The following is a 14,506-nucleotide window of genomic DNA, read 5'->3' on the forward strand; positions in this document are numbered from 1 at the left end:
GATGGACTACCAGGTGCTCGAAGCGCAGCCCGACGTGCTGGCCGCGATGCACTCGGTCAAGTTCGCCAAGGTGGTGCGCCGCAGCATCCACCTGACGCCGTTCGGCGAGGACTTCGTCAAGTCGTGTCTGATCGAGGAGACCAAGGTCGACGCCGACTTCCCCGAGCACGCCACCCCGCCCGCCGCCGACTCCGGTGACCAGCGCTCCTGAGGGCCGGCCCCGCTGCTGTTGATCGCCCGACTACCGGCACAGGAGGAACCATGTTGCGTCATTCCGCTCTCGGCCTGGCTGGGGTCGGGCTGGTCGAGCTCACCGCGAGCCTGCGCGGGACGTCGGTGATCGACACCGTGGGGTCGGTCGTCGTCGATCTCGCGCCGCTGCCGGTCGTCGAGCAGACCGTCCGGTTCGTGGGCATCGCCGACAAGCACCTCACCCGGTTCGGCATCGCCACCACGGCGGCGGCCACGGCTGGATTCGCCCTCGAGCGAGCCGGCGCTGCTGCTCCGCCGCGGTGGGCTGCAGGCCTGGGACTCCTCGCCGGCACGGCCGCCCTCGTGCGAGCGCGTCGACGGCTGGCGGAGCGGACGGCGCGGCTCGAGCGGGTGCCTGCGCACGTGGAGCCCCTGCTGGAGGCGCCGACCTCGGACGACGGTGCCGAGGAGTGGCCCGGCCTCGAGCCCTTCGTCACCGACCCCGGCCGGTTCTACGTCACCGACGTCAACATGCGTCCGCCTGCGATCGACCTCGACGCGTGGCGACTGCAGGTGGGCGAGGCGGAGTTCTCGTACGCCGACCTGCTGCGACTCGGGCTGCAGCACCGGCACGCGCTGCTGGCCTGCGTGCACAACCGGCTCGGCTGGGACCGCATCGGACAGTCCACCTGGACCGGGGTGCCGGTCGGAGAGGTGCTCTCGGCCGCTCACGTCATCGACCGCGACAGCGCGCCCGGTCACGGTCTGGACCTGGTCATGACCGCGGTGGACGGCTATCGGCAGGTGCTGCCGCTCGAGACGGCCCTCGGGGCGGACAGCTGGGTGGTCGTGGGGATGGGCGGGTCGGCGCTGCCCGCGAGCCACGGCTTCCCCGCCCGGGTGATGACCCCCGGGGTGGTCGGTCAGTACAACGGCGTGAAGTGGCTCGCACGTCTCGACGTCGTCCCGTCGGGCTCGGTCGAGGCGACCTGGGTGGCGCGAGGCTGGCCCCGCGAGACGGTGTGGCTGCGACCGATGGCCCGCATCGACTCCCCGGCCCGCACCGGGATGCCTCCGCGCCTTCCCCGCCGCTTGCCGTCACTGCCGGCCGGACCGACGACGGTCGTCGGCACCGCCTGGCATCCGCCGCACGGCGTCGCCGCGGTCGAGGTGCGCGTCGACGACGGGCCCTGGCAGCGCGCCGAGCTCGCCCGCGAGGTCTCGCCCAGCTCGTGGCGACGCTGGCGCCTGGAGGTCCCCCTCGACGAGGGACGCCACACGCTCACGGCTCGCTGCATCAGTCGCGACGGCACGGTGCAGGAGGCGCGGCCCTCGCCGCCGTTCCCCGACGGCACGACCGGCCACCACCAGGTGCGGCTGCGGGTCCGCTAGGCGCTGACCGGCTACGTGCGGACGGCGCCGAGCTAGTCGCCGGAAGGCACGGTGGCGGTGATGACGGTGCCGTCGGCGCGGTACATGCCGACCGGGTTGGGCGGCTCGCCGGAGATGCGGGCGCCGTGGCCGTCGAGGGCGACGACGACCTCGTTGTCGGGCGCGACGGTGACCTTCTCCCCGCGGATCTCGAAGGTCAGGGGACGGGTGCCGTCCTCGATCGTCAGCTCGAGGTCGTCGGCGCGCACGCACACCCGGACCCGGGTGCCGCGCAGCGTCAGCCGGAAGGTCAGTTCGTCCCAGCCGTCGGGCAGGCGCGGGTCGAGGCTCCAGCGGCCGGCGCCGAGGTCGCGGAAGCCGCCGAAGCCCGAGACGAGCGCGCTCCACACGCCGCCGGTCGAGGCGACGTGGACGCCGTCGGAGGTGTTGGCGTGGCGGTCGGCGAGGTCGACGAAGAGCGCTGCGTGGAAGTAGCGCAGCGCGAGGTCGTGGTAGCCGACCTCTGCGGCGATGATCGCCTGCACGACGGCCGACAGCGTGGAGTCGCCGGTGGTGATCGGGTCGTAGTAGTCGAAGTCCGCCTTCTTCTGCTCCATGGTGAAGTCCTCACCCTGGAGGAAGAGTGCGAGCACCACGTCAGCCTGCTTGAGCACCTGGAAGCGGTAGATCACCAGCGGGTGGTAGTTGAGGAGCAGCGGCCGCTTCTCGACCGGGGTCTTGCCGAGGTCCCACATCTCGCGCTCGAGGAAGTGGGCGTCCTGCGGGTGGATCCCGAGGTGCTCGTCGAACGGGATGGTCATCGCCTCGGCGGCGCGGGCCCAGTTGTAGACCTCGTCCTCGTCGAGCCGCACGCGCTGAGCCATCGAGCGGTAGGCCTCGGGCCGGTGCTCCTGCAGGAACGAGACCGCCTCGGCCGCACGGCGCAGGTTGAAGCGCGCCATCACGTTCGTGTAGAGGTTGTCGTTGACGACCGTCGTGTACTCGTCGGGTCCGGTCACCCCGTGGATGTGGAACGCCGACCCCTCCTCGTTGCGCCAGAAGCCGAGGTCGTACCAGAGCCGGGCGGTCTCGACGAAGATGTCGATCGCCTGGTGGTCGAGGAACTCGTAGTCGCCGGTGGCGCCGACGTACTGGCTCAGCGCGTACGAGATGTCGGCGTCGATGTGGTACTGCGCGGTGCCGGCTGCGTAGTACGCCGACGCCTCCTCGCCGTTGATGGTGCGCCAGGCGAAAAGCGCGCCCTTCTGCGCGAGCTGGCGGGCTCGGCGACGCGAGGACTCGAGCAGCGAGTGACGGAAACGCAGCGCGTTGCGGGCGGCGCCGGGGCTGGTGTAGGTGAGGAACGGCATCACGTAGATCTCGGTGTCCCAGAAGAAGTGGCCGCCGTAGCCGGAGCCGGTCACCCCCTTGGCCGGGATGCCGATGCCGTCGGCGCGGGCCGACGCCTGGTTGATCGCGAAGAGGTTCCACCGCACCGCCTGCTGGATGGCGGGCTGACCGGGCACCTCGACGTCCGAGCGCTTCCAGAACGCGTCGAGCCAGGCCTCCTGGTCGTCGAAGTGCTGGGCGATCCCTTCGTGCTTCACGCGGTCGAGCGTGCGGGCGCACCGGTCGAGCAGCTCGCGGGTGGGCACCACCTTCGCGGTGTGGTAGCTGACGGTCTTGGTGAGCTTGATCTTCTCGCCGGGACGGGCGTTGACGCGGTAGATCGCCTTCACGATGTCGTCGCTGCGCTCGTAGGCCGCGCTGTGCTCGTTGTTGGTCTCGAGGTGGTGGTCGGCGGCGAGGGCGATCGTCATCCCGCTCTCGGCACACTTGTAGCGCAGCGAGAGCCGGTCGTCAGGCAGGTCGCCGTCGACGAAGTCCTCGGTCTCCGAGATCAGCACCCGCTGCGCGAACCGCTCCGCCTTGCGGGGGTCGAGCGCCTGGGCGGCCTCGGCGATGTCGACGGCCGCGCCACGGTCGGCGTCCTGGCGGTTGAGCACCTGCGAGCTGATCGCCACCGGGGCCGAGGAGTCGAGCAGGGTGACCTCGAAGGTCATCACGGCGAGGTGGCGCTGGGTGAACGACACCATCCGGGTGCTGTCGACCTGCACGCGCTTGCCGCTGGGCGTGCGCCAGAGGACGTGGCGCGAGAGCACGCCGGTGCGGAGGTCGAGCGTGCGTCGGTAGTCGACCAGGTCGGCGGTCGACAGCTCGAGCGGCTCGTCGTCGACGTAGAGCCGAATGATCTTGGCATCGGGGGCGTTGACGATCGTCTGCCCGACCTTGGCGAAGCCGAAGGCCTCCTCGGCGTGCTGGATGGGCCAGGTCTCGTGGAAACCGTTGAGGAAGGTGCCGTTGGCGTCGAAGTCGCGGCTCTCCTCGTAGTTGCCGCGCAGCCCGAGGTAGCCGTTGCCGACGCTGAAGATGGACTCGGTCACGCCGAGGTCGGTGGCGTCGAAGCGGGTCTCGACCAGCTTCCACTCATCGATCGGGAAACGGCTGCGGTCGAGGGGGTCGATCGCCTCCGGGGCGACGTGACTCGCGCCGTGGTGGGCCTGACGGTCGGCGACGACGGGGTCGAGGGTGCTCATGCGGGGCCTTCCTGGGGGGTGTCCTGAGTGGTTCCCGAGAGCAGCTCGCCGAGGTCGGCCACGACGACGTCGGCACCGGCGGCGAGCAGAGCCTCGACCCCGACACCGCGGTCGACGCCGATCACGAGACCGAAGTCGCCGGCCGCGCCGGCGGCGACTCCGCTGGTGGCGTCCTCGACGACGACTGCGGTGTGTTCCGGCACGCCGAGCTCGCGCGCGGCCTCCTGGTAGGTGTCGGGGGCCGGCTTGCCGGCGATGCCGCGCTCGGCGGCGACCCCGCCGTGCACGACGACCGGGAAGTAGTGGGCCACGCCTGCCGCGAGGAGCACGTCGGGAGCGTTCTTCGACGACGACACGATCGCCATCTTCGTGCCGGCGGCCTGCAGCTGGTCGAGCAGCGCCACCGACCCCGGGTAGGCCACGACACCCTCCGCGCGCAGCACCTGGGCGAACGCGTCGTTCTTGCGGTTGCCGAGACCGCACACGGTCAGCGCCGAGGGGTCGTCGTCCGGGGTGCCTTCGGGCAGCTCGATGCCACGCGAGGCGAGGAAGTCGCGGACGCCGTCGTAGCGAGGCTTGCCGTCGACGTGGTCGAAGTAGTCCTGGTCGGTGTACGGGTCCTGGCCGGGTAGGCCGCCCCGCTCGACGAGGAAGTCGTTGAACATCGCGGCCCAGGCGCGCATGTGGACCTCGGCGGTGGGCGTGATGACGCCGTCGAGGTCGAAGAGCACGGCTTCGTAGTCGTTCCAGTCCATGCCGGGCACAGTAGTGGCCGGATGTTTCGGGGACGCAGTCGTCACGGAGTCTGTGGAGTCCGGGTGAATCGTCAGCCCACCTCGAGCGGGGTGTCGGCCTGCAGGCGGATCGTGAAGATCGAGCCGCGTTCGGCGCCGGGGGTGTAGGACACCTCGCCCTGCTGCGCCTGCGCGAGCGTGCGGACGACGTACAGCCCCAGGCCGGTGCCGGTCGCGACGGCGCCGTGCGCGCGAGCGAACTCGCGGAAGAGGTGGTCGCGGAACTCCACCGGCACGCCCTCGCCGTGGTCGACGACGTCGATGCAGACGAGGTCGTCGCGCTCGGTGCACGGGCGCACGCGCACCAGGAACGGTGCCTCGCCGTACTTGTGGGCGTTGCTGAGCAGGTTGGTGATCATCTGCTCGAGCCGCAACGGGTCGGCGCGGACCGCTCGGTCGTCCTCGTAGGCGACGTCGACGTCGAAGCGGGTCTCGACGATGCCCTGCACGATCGTGCGGGGCTCGACGACCTGGAGATCGACGCGCAGCGTGCCGCGTTGGATCTGCGCGGCGGTCAGCAGGTCAGCGGTGATCTGGTCGAGGATCCGGGCCTGTCGGGCCACCGAGGTCAGCAGTCGGTCGTGCATGGCGTCGTCCATCTGGTTGCCGTCCCAGGCCAGGGTCTCGGCGATGCCGCAGAGCACGGCCACCGGTCCACGCACCTCGTGGGCGGTCGTGGCGATCGCCCGGCGCAGCAGGCCGACGTCCTCGGCTGCGGAGTCGAGGAACACCAGGATCGACCAGCCGGTACGACGCAGCGAGGCGCGCACCCGGCCGCCGTCGACCTCGGCCTCGAAGGAGGCATCGGAGTCCAGGCGGTGGTAGGAGACCAGGGCAGCCAGCTCGGAGGCGACCATCGCGAGGGGGGTGCCGGCCTTGTCGGTGCCGAGCAGCCGGGCGCCGAGCGGGTTGGCGTGCACGATCCGGAAGAGCGGCTCGTCGGCCAGCTCGATGACGCCGTACGGAGCGACGCGCAGGGCCTCCCAGGCGGAGACGTTCGCGGGGCCGGCCCCGGACCCACCGCCGCGGGTGCGTTCGGGCGCACGAGGGGTGCTCGTGGTCGACTCGGCTGACGGCACGGACACCTCCGTCGGCGGAGTGGTCGAGTCCGCCGCGGCCGAGGACTCCGTGTCGCCCGAGCGTCCAGCGGCCGGCGGCGGATGCTTGGCGACCGTGTCGACCTTGTCGACCTTGTCGACCTTGTCGGCGTGCAGGCTCGTGCTCCCGTTGTGCGGGGCGTCGGCCGACACGACCGAGAGCGAGCGGCGCAGGATGTGGCTCCCCGAGCAGACCTCGCGGACGTAGTCGAGGATCGTGTTGAGCGGGGCGCCCTTCTGCACGTAGCCGTCGGCGCCGGCGTTGACCGCCCGCTCCGACATGTGCTGGGCGCCGAAGCCGGAGAGCACCACGATCTTGCCCTTCGGCGTGAGCCGGCGGATCTGGGGGAGCGCCTCGATGCCGTCCATCACCGGCATGGCGAGGTCGAGCAGCACGACGTCCGGCACGAGACGACGCACGGTGTCGATGCCCTCCTGGCCGTCGCCAGCCTCGCCGACCACCTCGAACCCGCCGCGGGTCAGCGCGATCTTGAGCAGGTCGCGCAGGTCTGCGGTGTCGTCGATGACCACGACGCTCAGCGGCGGTGTCGTCGCAGCGAGGGCATTCACGTGGGGTTCTCCTCGCTCGTGGGTCCGTCTGCGTCGGTGACGTGTGTTGCCCGCTGGTGGAGATCGAGCACGGCAGGGGCGCTGCGCAGCAGCTTGATGTCCATCTGCTCTGAACCGAGCAGATTTGTGATGATACGACTCGCGGAGGCGATCGAGGTGTCAAGTGCGAGAGTCGCCTTCTCCGGATCGCCGAGGTCCAGCGCCATCTTGGAGACCACGAGGCCTTGGAGCACGGAGTCGTTGAGCTCGAGAGCCTGCTGCTCGCGCAGGCGAAGATCCTCGAAGAGGGCGGCGCCCTCCATCAGGGCGCCGTAGTTGCGACGCAGCGACCAGTAGTAGAGGGCCACCAGGGCGCCGATGATGTCCCAGATGGCGAGCGGCCACCCCCAGGCGGCACGCATCGAGAGCCCTTGGTCGTCGCTGGTGAAGGCGGGCAGGAGCATGTGGACGGCGTGCGACCCGTGATGCACCGCGCAGGTGAAGAAGATCGCCGCGGTGGCGGCGCCGAGCGGGTTGCTGCGGAGCTGGTTGCTGCGCGCGAGGGGCAGCACGATCGCTGCGGAGATGAAGAAGTAGGCCACCGCGATGACTGCGTTGGCCGCCATGCCGATCTGCCAGGTCATGAGGGTGCACCTTCTTTGGGGAGTGGAGGGGCCATGGAGCTCAGGAGGGTGCCCCCGTCAGGATCAGCATCGCCGTGACGACGACTGCAGCGCCGACGGCGAAGCGGGTGCTCGGATGCCAGTCGAACCAGTCGGGGAGCGTCAGGGGTGCGCGGCCTTGGAGCAACCGGACGGAGGCGACGAGACAGAGGACCTCCCACAGCACGCAGACGACGTCCCAGCCCCCGAGGGGATGGCGTTCGGGGAGCAGGCCGAAGGGGAGCGCGCCGAGTCGGGTCCAGGCCCAGAGGACGATCAGACCGCCGTGCAGCGCGAGCCCGAGACGGAGTGCGGAGAGGCGCGGCCGGGAGACCATCGACGCCACCCAGCAGAGCTGGGCCGTGCCGGCGATGAGCAGACCGATCGAGGAGACCGGCTCCGACCTGAGGTGAGCGGGACCGACTGCGAGGTGGATCCCGGCGGCAGCGGTCGCGGCGACGAGGGCGAGGGGGAGGCCCAGGGCTCCGGACGGCGCCGACCAGGTGGAGGTGGTCCGGGACGGCGTGGGCTGCCGGGGCAGGGTGAGGACGCTCTGCCCGGCGACCTGGCGAGCGCCGAGGCTCAGCGCTGCGCGCAGCTCGGCGCTCTGCCGAGCGCGGGCGTCGGCCGCGAGACGGAGCCGGCGACGCTCGAGCACGTGGGGGAGCAGCAGCGCGGCCAGACCCCACAGGCCGAGCAGCACCATCAGGCTGTGCAGGCCGTGGGCGAGCATGCTGGCGCCGGCCACGGTCGCAGTGGCGGTCACGAGGGGTCCCTCATGGCGTAGTCCTCATCCCCAGTCCTCCCGTCGCGGCCCTCCCGGACAGCGATCAGCGCCAACGGTAGGACGATCCCTGGGGCGGCGCGGTGAATTCACATCAATCGCACAGCGCGCGACGTCGGCCGCCGAGGCAGCGCGGGAGAGGCTCGAGAGACGCGAGCGAGACCCGAGACCGAGAGCGTCCGCGGCGTCCGCCTCCAGAGGCCCTTCGCGGCGCGAGGCCGGCGGCGGGACGTCCGGAGGCGGCGGCCACGGACACGATCTGGGAGGGACGGTCCACCACTCCCCGCGGCGGACCGTCCCGGGTGCTCCAGCCCGCTGGGGGGCAGGGCCGGTCAACTCCCAACACTGCCGTGCCCGATCCCGAGGAGGGTATGTACGAAGATCCGAAGGAAACTTTCGCGAGAGCTGTGAAAGGGTCCGAAAGGCGCTCAGCCGCGGCAGGAGCGAGCGCGCGGGAGCGAGAAATAGAGCTCGGCGCCACTCGTGGGTCCGTAGACGGCTCGGAACCGTCCGCCGTGACGCTCGACGATCTGGGAGGCGAGCGCGAGGCCGTGGTCGACGGTCGGGTCGCGTCCGTTGTCGCGGACGACGAAGACCGCGAGACGACTGGAGTGGATCGGCCCCCCGGGTGCCCCAGGTGGCCCAGGTGGCCCAGGTGGCCCGGGTGGCTGGGGTGGCTGGGGTAGCGCCCGCCTCAGCTCGATGCGTGCCAGCGGCTCGTGAGCCGTGTGCCGGACCGCCTGGTGCAGCAGGTGCTCGAGCAGGACCCTGACGAGGCCCGGGTCCGCGGTCGCCGCCAGCCCGTCGTCGATGGTGAAGTCGAGGTCCTGTCGGCGCGCGGAGGTGCTGAAGGAGTGCGCGACGCCCAGGGCGATGGCGGTGAGGTCCACGACGATCAGCGCCTCCGACCGCTCGAGGTGTGGACGGCGGCAGTCGGCGCTCGCCTCGAGCGTGGCCGTTCTCAGTGGTGGCCGCAGCGAGTCGGGTTCCACGTCGAGCTCTCTCTCGTCGAGTGGCAGTACGGGTCGCTGGGTGTCCCGTGCCCGACCAGCAGCGGCGGTATGCGCTGGGGACGCCCGACGGTCGGAAGGGCGGCCGGCCCGTCGGTTGAGCCCGCGTACTCAGCGAGCCCTGAGTCCCAAAGGGGTGCGGGCCGGCGTCGACCTGGGCTGCAATGGCCTCATGCCCCGTTACGCGGATCCCGCGCTGTGCCCCGACTGCGGGGCGACCCTCCCCGTAGCACCCGAGACGTGTCCCGCGTGTGCGCTGCCACTGCGTGGTCCGGTGGCCGGCGAGCTGCTGAGCACGCTCCAGCACGCCGACGAGCTGCTCGTGCAGCTCCGCTCCTCGGCGCCCGCGTCGTCTGACGCGTCCCTGCTCCCGGGCATGGCTCCGGCCTCGACGACGGTTTCGACGACATTGCCCCCGCGGCAGGGCGGCCGAGGGCTGTCGGCGCCCTCGGTGCCGAAGATCCTTCTCGGTCTCGGAGCCGCCTGCCTGCTGGTGGCGGCGGTCATCTTCCTCGCGGTGGCCTGGTCCTGGCTGGGCATCGGCGGTCGCACGGCGGTCCTGGTGGCAGCGACGGTGGCCAGCGCAGCGGTGGGCGTGCGGCTGGGACGCCGTGGCCTGCGGATCGCCGGTGAGGCGTTCAGTGCGATCGCGCTGGGCCTGCTCGTGCTCGACCTCGTGGGTGCCGAGAACGCGGGTTGGCTCGGTGACATCTCGGGCAGCGCCCTCGGCGTGGTCATCGGCCTGGTCGTGGCGGCGGTCGCCGTCGGGCTGTTGACCGCGCTCGGCGTCGAGCAACGGCCTCTCGTGGTCCCGCAGGCAGCGATCGTCGTCGGCCTCCTGCTGGCTACCGGGTTCGCGCTCGACCTGACCGACACGACCCGGGTGATGCTGGTCATCGACGTCCTCGCGTGCGCCGCGGTGGTGCGACTCGCCCTGGGTCGCCGGGTCCCGGTGGTCGTCGTCGGTCTGGTCCTGGTCGGGATGCTCTGGTGGACGGTCCTGATCTCTCAGGGCTTCATCGAGGCCCTCGTCCACGAGGACGAGGTGACCCTGCGCAGTCTCTGGGTCGCCGGCGACGTCCACGGCTACGGGCTCCTGGCGGCGGTGGTGCTGTCGCTGCTGCCGATCGCGGTGGTGCCCGGTCGCGACCGCGCATGGCAGGTGGCGATCGCGGTCGCGGGGCTCGTCGCGACACCGACCGCGCTGTTCGCTGCTCTCGACAACGGGGCGACTGCCGCTGCGGCCGCATGGGGGGTGGCACTCCTGGTGTGGACGCTCATCGCGGTCGCGGTCGACTCCTCGCCGAACATCGCCCTCGCTGCCCGCGCGACGATGGCGGTGCGGGTGCCGCTCGCTCTCTCCGCCGTGGTCGTGGTCGGCTTCCTGGCGGGCGTCGGCGCGCTCGGGACGGAGCGACTGCTGGTGCTGGGGGAGCCGTTCACCCGCGATTACGACGTCACCCTCGGTCCGTTGACGTCACCGGTCCATCCGGCGCTCGTCGTCCCGGGCGCGCTCGTTCTGCTCGTGGCCGCCTACGTGGCCCTGCGCTGGCGACGTCGGGTCCCGGAGGTCGCCGGACTCGCCCTGCTGCTGGCCGCGCTCACCACTCTGGTCCAGTACGACGTCTGGCTCGGCGCGGTGGTCGCGACCCTGGTGGCCGCGGGGCTGGTCGCCGTCGGGGTGGCGTTGCGGGCGTCCCCCCAGAGCGCCCGGGTCGAGCCGCTCGCCGCCGCCGTCGCGACGGTCCTGCTCGGACTCGGGGTGGTCGTCGCCCTGCCGAGCGCGACCCTCACCGTGGGTGCGCTGGCGCTCCTCCTGGCGGCCGCCTCCACCGTCCTGCTCGTCGACGGCGCCCGGACCTCGGCGCCGACGCTGGTGGGTCACGTGGCCGGCGCGATCGTGCCGCTCGCCCTCGCCGGTCTCGTGTGGTCGATCGCCGAGGCGGCCGGAGCGAGCGATGCCCAGCGTGCGTGGGCCGCGGCCGTGGTGCTGGTCGGCGTCGGGGTCCTCGCCATCGTCCTGCCACGCGTCGAGATCGAGGTCGCTGCCGCCGCGGCGGCGATCATGAGCGTGCCGATCTCGGTCGTCGCGGCCACCGACGAGTCGGTCGCCTGGTCGGCCTACCTCACGCTCGCCGGCGTCCTGGTCACCACGACGGCGCTGGTGCACCGCGACCGTCGGAAGCTCGCGATCCCGGGCGGACTGCTCCTCGCAGCGGCCACCTGGGTGCGGCTGCACGACCTCGGCGTGTCCGCCCCGGAGCCCTACACGTTGCCGCTGGCCCTGGTGCTCGTCGCGGTCGGGATCGTCCACCTGCGTCGCGAGCCGGACGCCTCGACGCGCGCGGCGCTGCTGCCCGGGCTGCTGCTGGCGACGGTTCCCTCGCTGCTGTGGTCGCTGGAGGACCCGCTGTCCTGGCGCGCCCTGCTGCTCGGCCTCGTCTGCCTGGCGCTCGTCCTGGCCGGGGCGCAGCTGCGGTGGGGTTCGCCGCTCGTCGTCGGGGCGGTTGTGGGTGCGCTGCTCGTGATCGGCGAGCTGGCGCCGTACTCGGGGCAGGTGCCGCAGTGGGTGGTGATCGGGCTGGCCGGCGCGCTCCTGACCGTGGTCGGGGTGACGTGGGAACGACGTCTGCAGGACCTGCGCCGGATCGGGGTGGCCCTCGGCCGACTCCGCTGAGCAGGCCGCAGTGGGGCCGCACGCACGAAGGGCCCGGGTCGACCGTGGTCGACGCGGGCCCTTCGTGGAGGTTGCTGGTGGAGCGTGGCGGGCTACTCGCCTGCCGCGGCCGCCGCTTCCTTCTCGGTGGTGGCGTCGGCGGTGCTCAGCTCGCCGCTCTTGTCCTCGAGGTGCGCGCGCACGAACCAGTGGAACAGCTCGAGCTTGTCGGTCTGGCCGATGAACATGTCCTCGGTGACCGGGTCGAGCTCGCCGAGCTCCTTGATCTGCTCGCGGTAGCTGGTGATCACGCCCTGGTAGACGAGGTCGAGGGCACCGAGGTGCTCCTGCGTGGTGGCGCGACCGATGGAGTAGTTGCCCCAGGTGCGGTTCTCGACGATCGAGCCGGCCGTGCCCTGCGGGGATCCCCCAAGGGTGGCGATGCGCTCGGCCAGCTCGTCGGCGAAGCCGCGCACCTCCTCGACCTGCGGGTCGATCATCTCGTGCACGGAGATGAAGTGAGGGCCCACGACGTTCCAGTGGACGTGCTTGAGCGTCAGGTGGAGGTCGTTCGCTGCATGCAGGCGATCCTGCAGGAGGTCGACGACGCGCTCGGCGTCCGCGGTGGGGATGCCAGGGGTGGTGTATCGGAGCTTGCCGGTGTTGGTAGCCATTTCTTCAACCTAGGAGGCTTCTGGAGACGATCGGGACACCGCTAAGGGTGATGTCGCACGTGATGAGGGTCGCGCCCGGACGCGTGTTTGTAGAACACGTTCTACAGGAGGCGGCTCGACGCCTAGGCTGGGCCGATGAAGACCTTGATGAACTGCCCGTGCGGTGAGCAGATTCGCGGTGCCGACGAGGACGAGCTGGTCGAGAAGACGCAGGCGCACCTCGCGGCCGAGCACCCCGGGCGGGAGTACGAGCGCGAGCAGATCCTGTTCATGGCGCTCTAGCCCTGGGCTGCGACCTAGTCGTGAGCGGTCGAGGACGCCGGGTCCGGCTTCGGCGTCCCGGGTGACTCCTCCGAGCGCGCCCACCGCGGCAGGATGAACACGCCCTCGGCCTCCACCGTGACGCCGTCCGGACCGATGATGTGGCCGGTGGCGTAGGTCTTGATGCCCTCGACGCGGTCGATGCGTGCCTCGGCCCGCAGGTCGCCGAGCGGCGTCGGACGGCGGTAGCGCAGGGTCAGCGTGCCCGTCATCCCCGGGCGGCCGCGGGCGCCGGCGGACTCGCCCAGGAGCTGGTCGAGGATCAGGGCCGAGACGCCACCGTGCACCAAGGTCGGCGGGCCCTCGTAGGCCGCGCCGAGGTGGAAGTCGCTCCACACGTCGCCGTTGGCGCTGGGGTCGCGCTCGATCGTCAGCGGCGGGGCGACCGGGTTGCGCAGGCCGACCACGGCATTGCCCCAGTTGCGGCCACGTCCGTCGGCGCCGAACCGGGCGCCGTACGGCCCGTCGAGCTGGCGTGACCGCAGGCGGGCGGTGAGCGCCTCAACCTCGGCCTGCACGGCACGGATCTCGTCGTCGTCGACCTCGGTGCGGATCGAGGCGTCCGCCAGGCCACGGACGGCATCGGCGAGCGGACCGTAGAGCGCCGCCTGACGCTCGACCTCGGCGGTTGTGGCGTGGTCGACGGTGAAGCCGGGAACATCGAGGCGCGGGTCCGGGGGCACCTGGGCACCCTAGGACATGGCTCACGGTGCAATTCGCTTGTCCGCCACGATCGGCGCGGGTTGCATGGAGCCGTGACCGCACTCGTCCGACCGCACCTGCGCCTGCACCCGAGCTGGGCAGCGGCGATGCTCGAGTTCGGCAGCGAGCACGTCCACGGCGCGGGCGCCTGGGAGGTGTCGGCCGAGATCCGCTCATCGACGTCACGCGAGGCCTGCGCGGTGCTGGTCGACGAGCTGGCGCGCCGCAGCGACCCCGACGCTCCGCGGCCCGCCGACCGAGTGCCCAGCGGTGACGGACCGCGGCGAAGCCGACCACCTCGTCGTCCTCGATGATCCAGAAGTAGTCCACCTCACGTCGTTCCTCCTCGACACCGGCGGACACATCGGCTACTTCGTGCGCCCGAGTCGGCGCGGGGAGGGGCACGCGGGACGCGCGCTGGGGCTCGCCCTCGACCACGCGGCGGACCTCGGGCTCCGGCGGGTGCTGCTCACCTGCGACCGCGACAACGAGGCGTCGCGCCGCACGATCGAGTCGGCGGGTGGCGACCTCGAGGACGTCCGCGAGCTCACGATGCGGTTCGGGATCGACCTGGTCGGTCGGGACCGCACCGCTAGTCCTTCGGTCGGTAGCGCTCCATCTCGGCCATGAACCGCTTCGGGTCGACGATCGAGCCACTGATGACGAGCGGGTCGCGCCCGAAGCGGCCGAGCAGCACCTTCCAGCCGGGTCGGCCCGGGGTGCCGACCACCTCGATGCGGGTGAAGCGACTCGTGAGGTCGAACTTCTCCATGGTCTTGCCGCGCACGACCTCGAGCTGGCCGGAGCGGATCGCGAGGTAGGTCGGTGCCGAGCCGGCCCGGATGGCGTAGACCACGAGGGTCAGGGCGAGCAGCGTGCCGGCCGCCCCGAGGGTGAGCGGACGGGCGTCGGCGTAGGCGAGGAAGGCGGCGCCGACCGTGGCGGCGAGGAGCACGAGCAGGAACACCCCGACGATGCGGCGCGCGGCCAGCTTGGGCGCGAACTCGACGTTGAGGCTGCGGCCGGGCTCGGCCGACTCGGACCTCGCAGGGACCTGGGGCTTCGCGGCGGGTGGGGCAACCGGCCTCGAGGGCGGG

The 14,506-nt window shown here is 71.6% G+C and carries 14 protein-coding genes and 1 pseudogene; 6 read left to right on the forward strand and 9 right to left on the reverse strand.

Annotation, left to right across the window (positions count from 1 at the left end; translation table 11 throughout):
* Together VOI19_RS03020 and VOI19_RS03025 are read left to right on the forward strand one after the other, a co-directional pair.
* A pseudogene (locus tag VOI19_RS03020) lies at positions 1–211 on the forward strand (hypothetical protein); the annotation flags it as partial.
* A gap of 50 nt (positions 212–261) precedes the next feature.
* Complete coding sequence (locus VOI19_RS03025) at positions 262–1,584, forward strand: molybdopterin-dependent oxidoreductase (protein ID WP_323791479.1); 1,323 nt, start codon at positions 262–264, stop codon at positions 1,582–1,584.
* 32 nt (positions 1,585–1,616) lie between these two features.
* Here VOI19_RS03025 and VOI19_RS03030 read toward each other — a convergent pair whose 3' ends face one another.
* The 6 genes from VOI19_RS03030 to VOI19_RS03055 all read right to left on the reverse strand — a co-directional run bounded on the left by VOI19_RS03030 (position 1,617) and on the right by VOI19_RS03055 (position 9,038).
* Entirely contained in the window at positions 1,617–4,160 is a 2,544-nt protein-coding gene (locus VOI19_RS03030) for a glycoside hydrolase family 65 protein (protein ID WP_323791480.1), read from the reverse strand.
* The gene (locus VOI19_RS03035) at positions 4,157–4,915 is read right to left on the reverse strand and encodes a beta-phosphoglucomutase family hydrolase (RefSeq protein WP_323791481.1); all 759 of its coding nucleotides are present in this window, start codon (positions 4,913–4,915) and stop codon (positions 4,157–4,159) included. The genes VOI19_RS03030 and VOI19_RS03035 overlap by 4 nt, the downstream gene beginning before the upstream one ends.
* A 71-nt stretch (positions 4,916–4,986) precedes the next feature.
* On the reverse strand, positions 4,987–6,621 hold the full coding sequence (locus tag VOI19_RS03040) for a hybrid sensor histidine kinase/response regulator (RefSeq protein ID WP_323791482.1): 1,635 nt from the start codon (positions 6,619–6,621) through the stop codon (positions 4,987–4,989).
* The gene (locus tag VOI19_RS03045; protein WP_323791483.1) at positions 6,618–7,244 is read right to left on the reverse strand and encodes a hypothetical protein; all 627 of its coding nucleotides are present in this window, start codon (positions 7,242–7,244) and stop codon (positions 6,618–6,620) included. Before VOI19_RS03045 ends, VOI19_RS03040 begins: the two co-directional genes overlap by 4 nt.
* Before the next feature lie 40 nt (positions 7,245–7,284).
* Positions 7,285–8,028 carry a hypothetical protein gene (locus VOI19_RS03050; RefSeq protein ID WP_323791484.1) on the reverse strand — a complete coding sequence of 248 codons (744 nt, stop codon included), beginning with the start codon at positions 8,026–8,028 and terminating at the stop codon, positions 7,285–7,287.
* A 446-nt stretch (positions 8,029–8,474) separates the two neighbouring features.
* The gene (locus tag VOI19_RS03055; RefSeq protein WP_323791485.1) at positions 8,475–9,038 is read right to left on the reverse strand and encodes a hypothetical protein; all 564 of its coding nucleotides are present in this window, start codon (positions 9,036–9,038) and stop codon (positions 8,475–8,477) included.
* A 190-nt stretch (positions 9,039–9,228) separates the two neighbouring features.
* On the opposite strand from VOI19_RS03055, the gene VOI19_RS03060 reads away from it, so the two are divergent.
* A complete protein-coding gene (locus VOI19_RS03060; protein WP_323791486.1) occupies positions 9,229–11,733 on the forward strand; it encodes an SCO7613 C-terminal domain-containing membrane protein in 2,505 nt (834 codons plus the stop codon).
* A 92-nt stretch (positions 11,734–11,825) separates the two neighbouring features.
* On the opposite strand, the gene VOI19_RS03065 is transcribed toward VOI19_RS03060, so the two are convergent.
* A complete protein-coding gene (locus tag VOI19_RS03065; RefSeq protein ID WP_323791487.1) occupies positions 11,826–12,386 on the reverse strand; it encodes a DNA starvation/stationary phase protection protein in 561 nt (186 codons plus the stop codon).
* A gap of 135 nt (positions 12,387–12,521) precedes the next feature.
* Here VOI19_RS03065 and VOI19_RS03070 point away from each other — a divergent pair, with 135 nt between their 5' ends.
* On the forward strand, positions 12,522–12,668 hold the full coding sequence (locus tag VOI19_RS03070; RefSeq protein ID WP_323791488.1) for a DUF1059 domain-containing protein: 147 nt from the start codon (positions 12,522–12,524) through the stop codon (positions 12,666–12,668).
* A gap of 14 nt (positions 12,669–12,682) precedes the next feature.
* Here VOI19_RS03070 and VOI19_RS03075 read toward each other — a convergent pair whose 3' ends face one another.
* Positions 12,683–13,390: a PaaI family thioesterase gene (locus tag VOI19_RS03075; RefSeq protein WP_323791489.1), complete on the reverse strand. Its 708-nt coding sequence runs from the start codon at positions 13,388–13,390 to the stop codon at positions 12,683–12,685.
* Positions 13,391–13,462: 72 nt separating this feature from the next.
* Between VOI19_RS03075 and VOI19_RS03080 the strand changes: the two genes are divergently transcribed.
* Positions 13,463–13,723: a hypothetical protein gene (locus VOI19_RS03080; RefSeq protein ID WP_323791490.1), complete on the forward strand. Its 261-nt coding sequence runs from the start codon at positions 13,463–13,465 to the stop codon at positions 13,721–13,723.
* Positions 13,680–14,039, forward strand: coding sequence for a GNAT family N-acetyltransferase (locus VOI19_RS03085; protein ID WP_323791491.1), 360 nt, complete (start codon positions 13,680–13,682; stop codon positions 14,037–14,039). Before VOI19_RS03080 ends, VOI19_RS03085 begins: the two co-directional genes overlap by 44 nt.
* Here VOI19_RS03085 and VOI19_RS03090 read toward each other — a convergent pair.
* Positions 14,002–14,506, reverse strand: a 505-nt coding sequence (locus tag VOI19_RS03090) for a hypothetical protein (protein ID WP_323791492.1), incomplete at its 5' end; no start/stop codon positions are given. The two genes, VOI19_RS03085 and VOI19_RS03090, sit on opposite strands and share 38 nt — an antisense overlap.

This window comes from Nocardioides sp. (genome assembly GCF_034670285.1).
In the GTDB taxonomy this organism is placed as follows: domain Bacteria; phylum Actinomycetota; class Actinomycetes; order Propionibacteriales; family Nocardioidaceae; genus Nocardioides.

Excerpts from the sequence above, each read along its gene's own strand:
- VOI19_RS03025 (WP_323791479.1), top strand. The coding sequence starts at position 262 with ATGTTGCGTCATTCCGCTCTCGGCCTGGCTGGGGTCGGGCTGGTCGAG.
- VOI19_RS03030 (WP_323791480.1), bottom strand. The coding sequence starts at position 4,160 with ATGAGCACCCTCGACCCCGTCGTCGCCGACCGTCAGGCCCACCACGGC.
- VOI19_RS03035 (WP_323791481.1), bottom strand. The coding sequence starts at position 4,915 with ATGGACTGGAACGACTACGAAGCCGTGCTCTTCGACCTCGACGGCGTC.
- VOI19_RS03045 (WP_323791483.1), bottom strand. The coding sequence starts at position 7,244 with ATGACCTGGCAGATCGGCATGGCGGCCAACGCAGTCATCGCGGTGGCC.
- VOI19_RS03060 (WP_323791486.1), top strand. The coding sequence starts at position 9,229 with ATGCCCCGTTACGCGGATCCCGCGCTGTGCCCCGACTGCGGGGCGACC.
- VOI19_RS03065 (WP_323791487.1), bottom strand. The coding sequence starts at position 12,386 with ATGGCTACCAACACCGGCAAGCTCCGATACACCACCCCTGGCATCCCC.
- VOI19_RS03070 (WP_323791488.1), top strand. The coding sequence starts at position 12,522 with ATGAAGACCTTGATGAACTGCCCGTGCGGTGAGCAGATTCGCGGTGCC.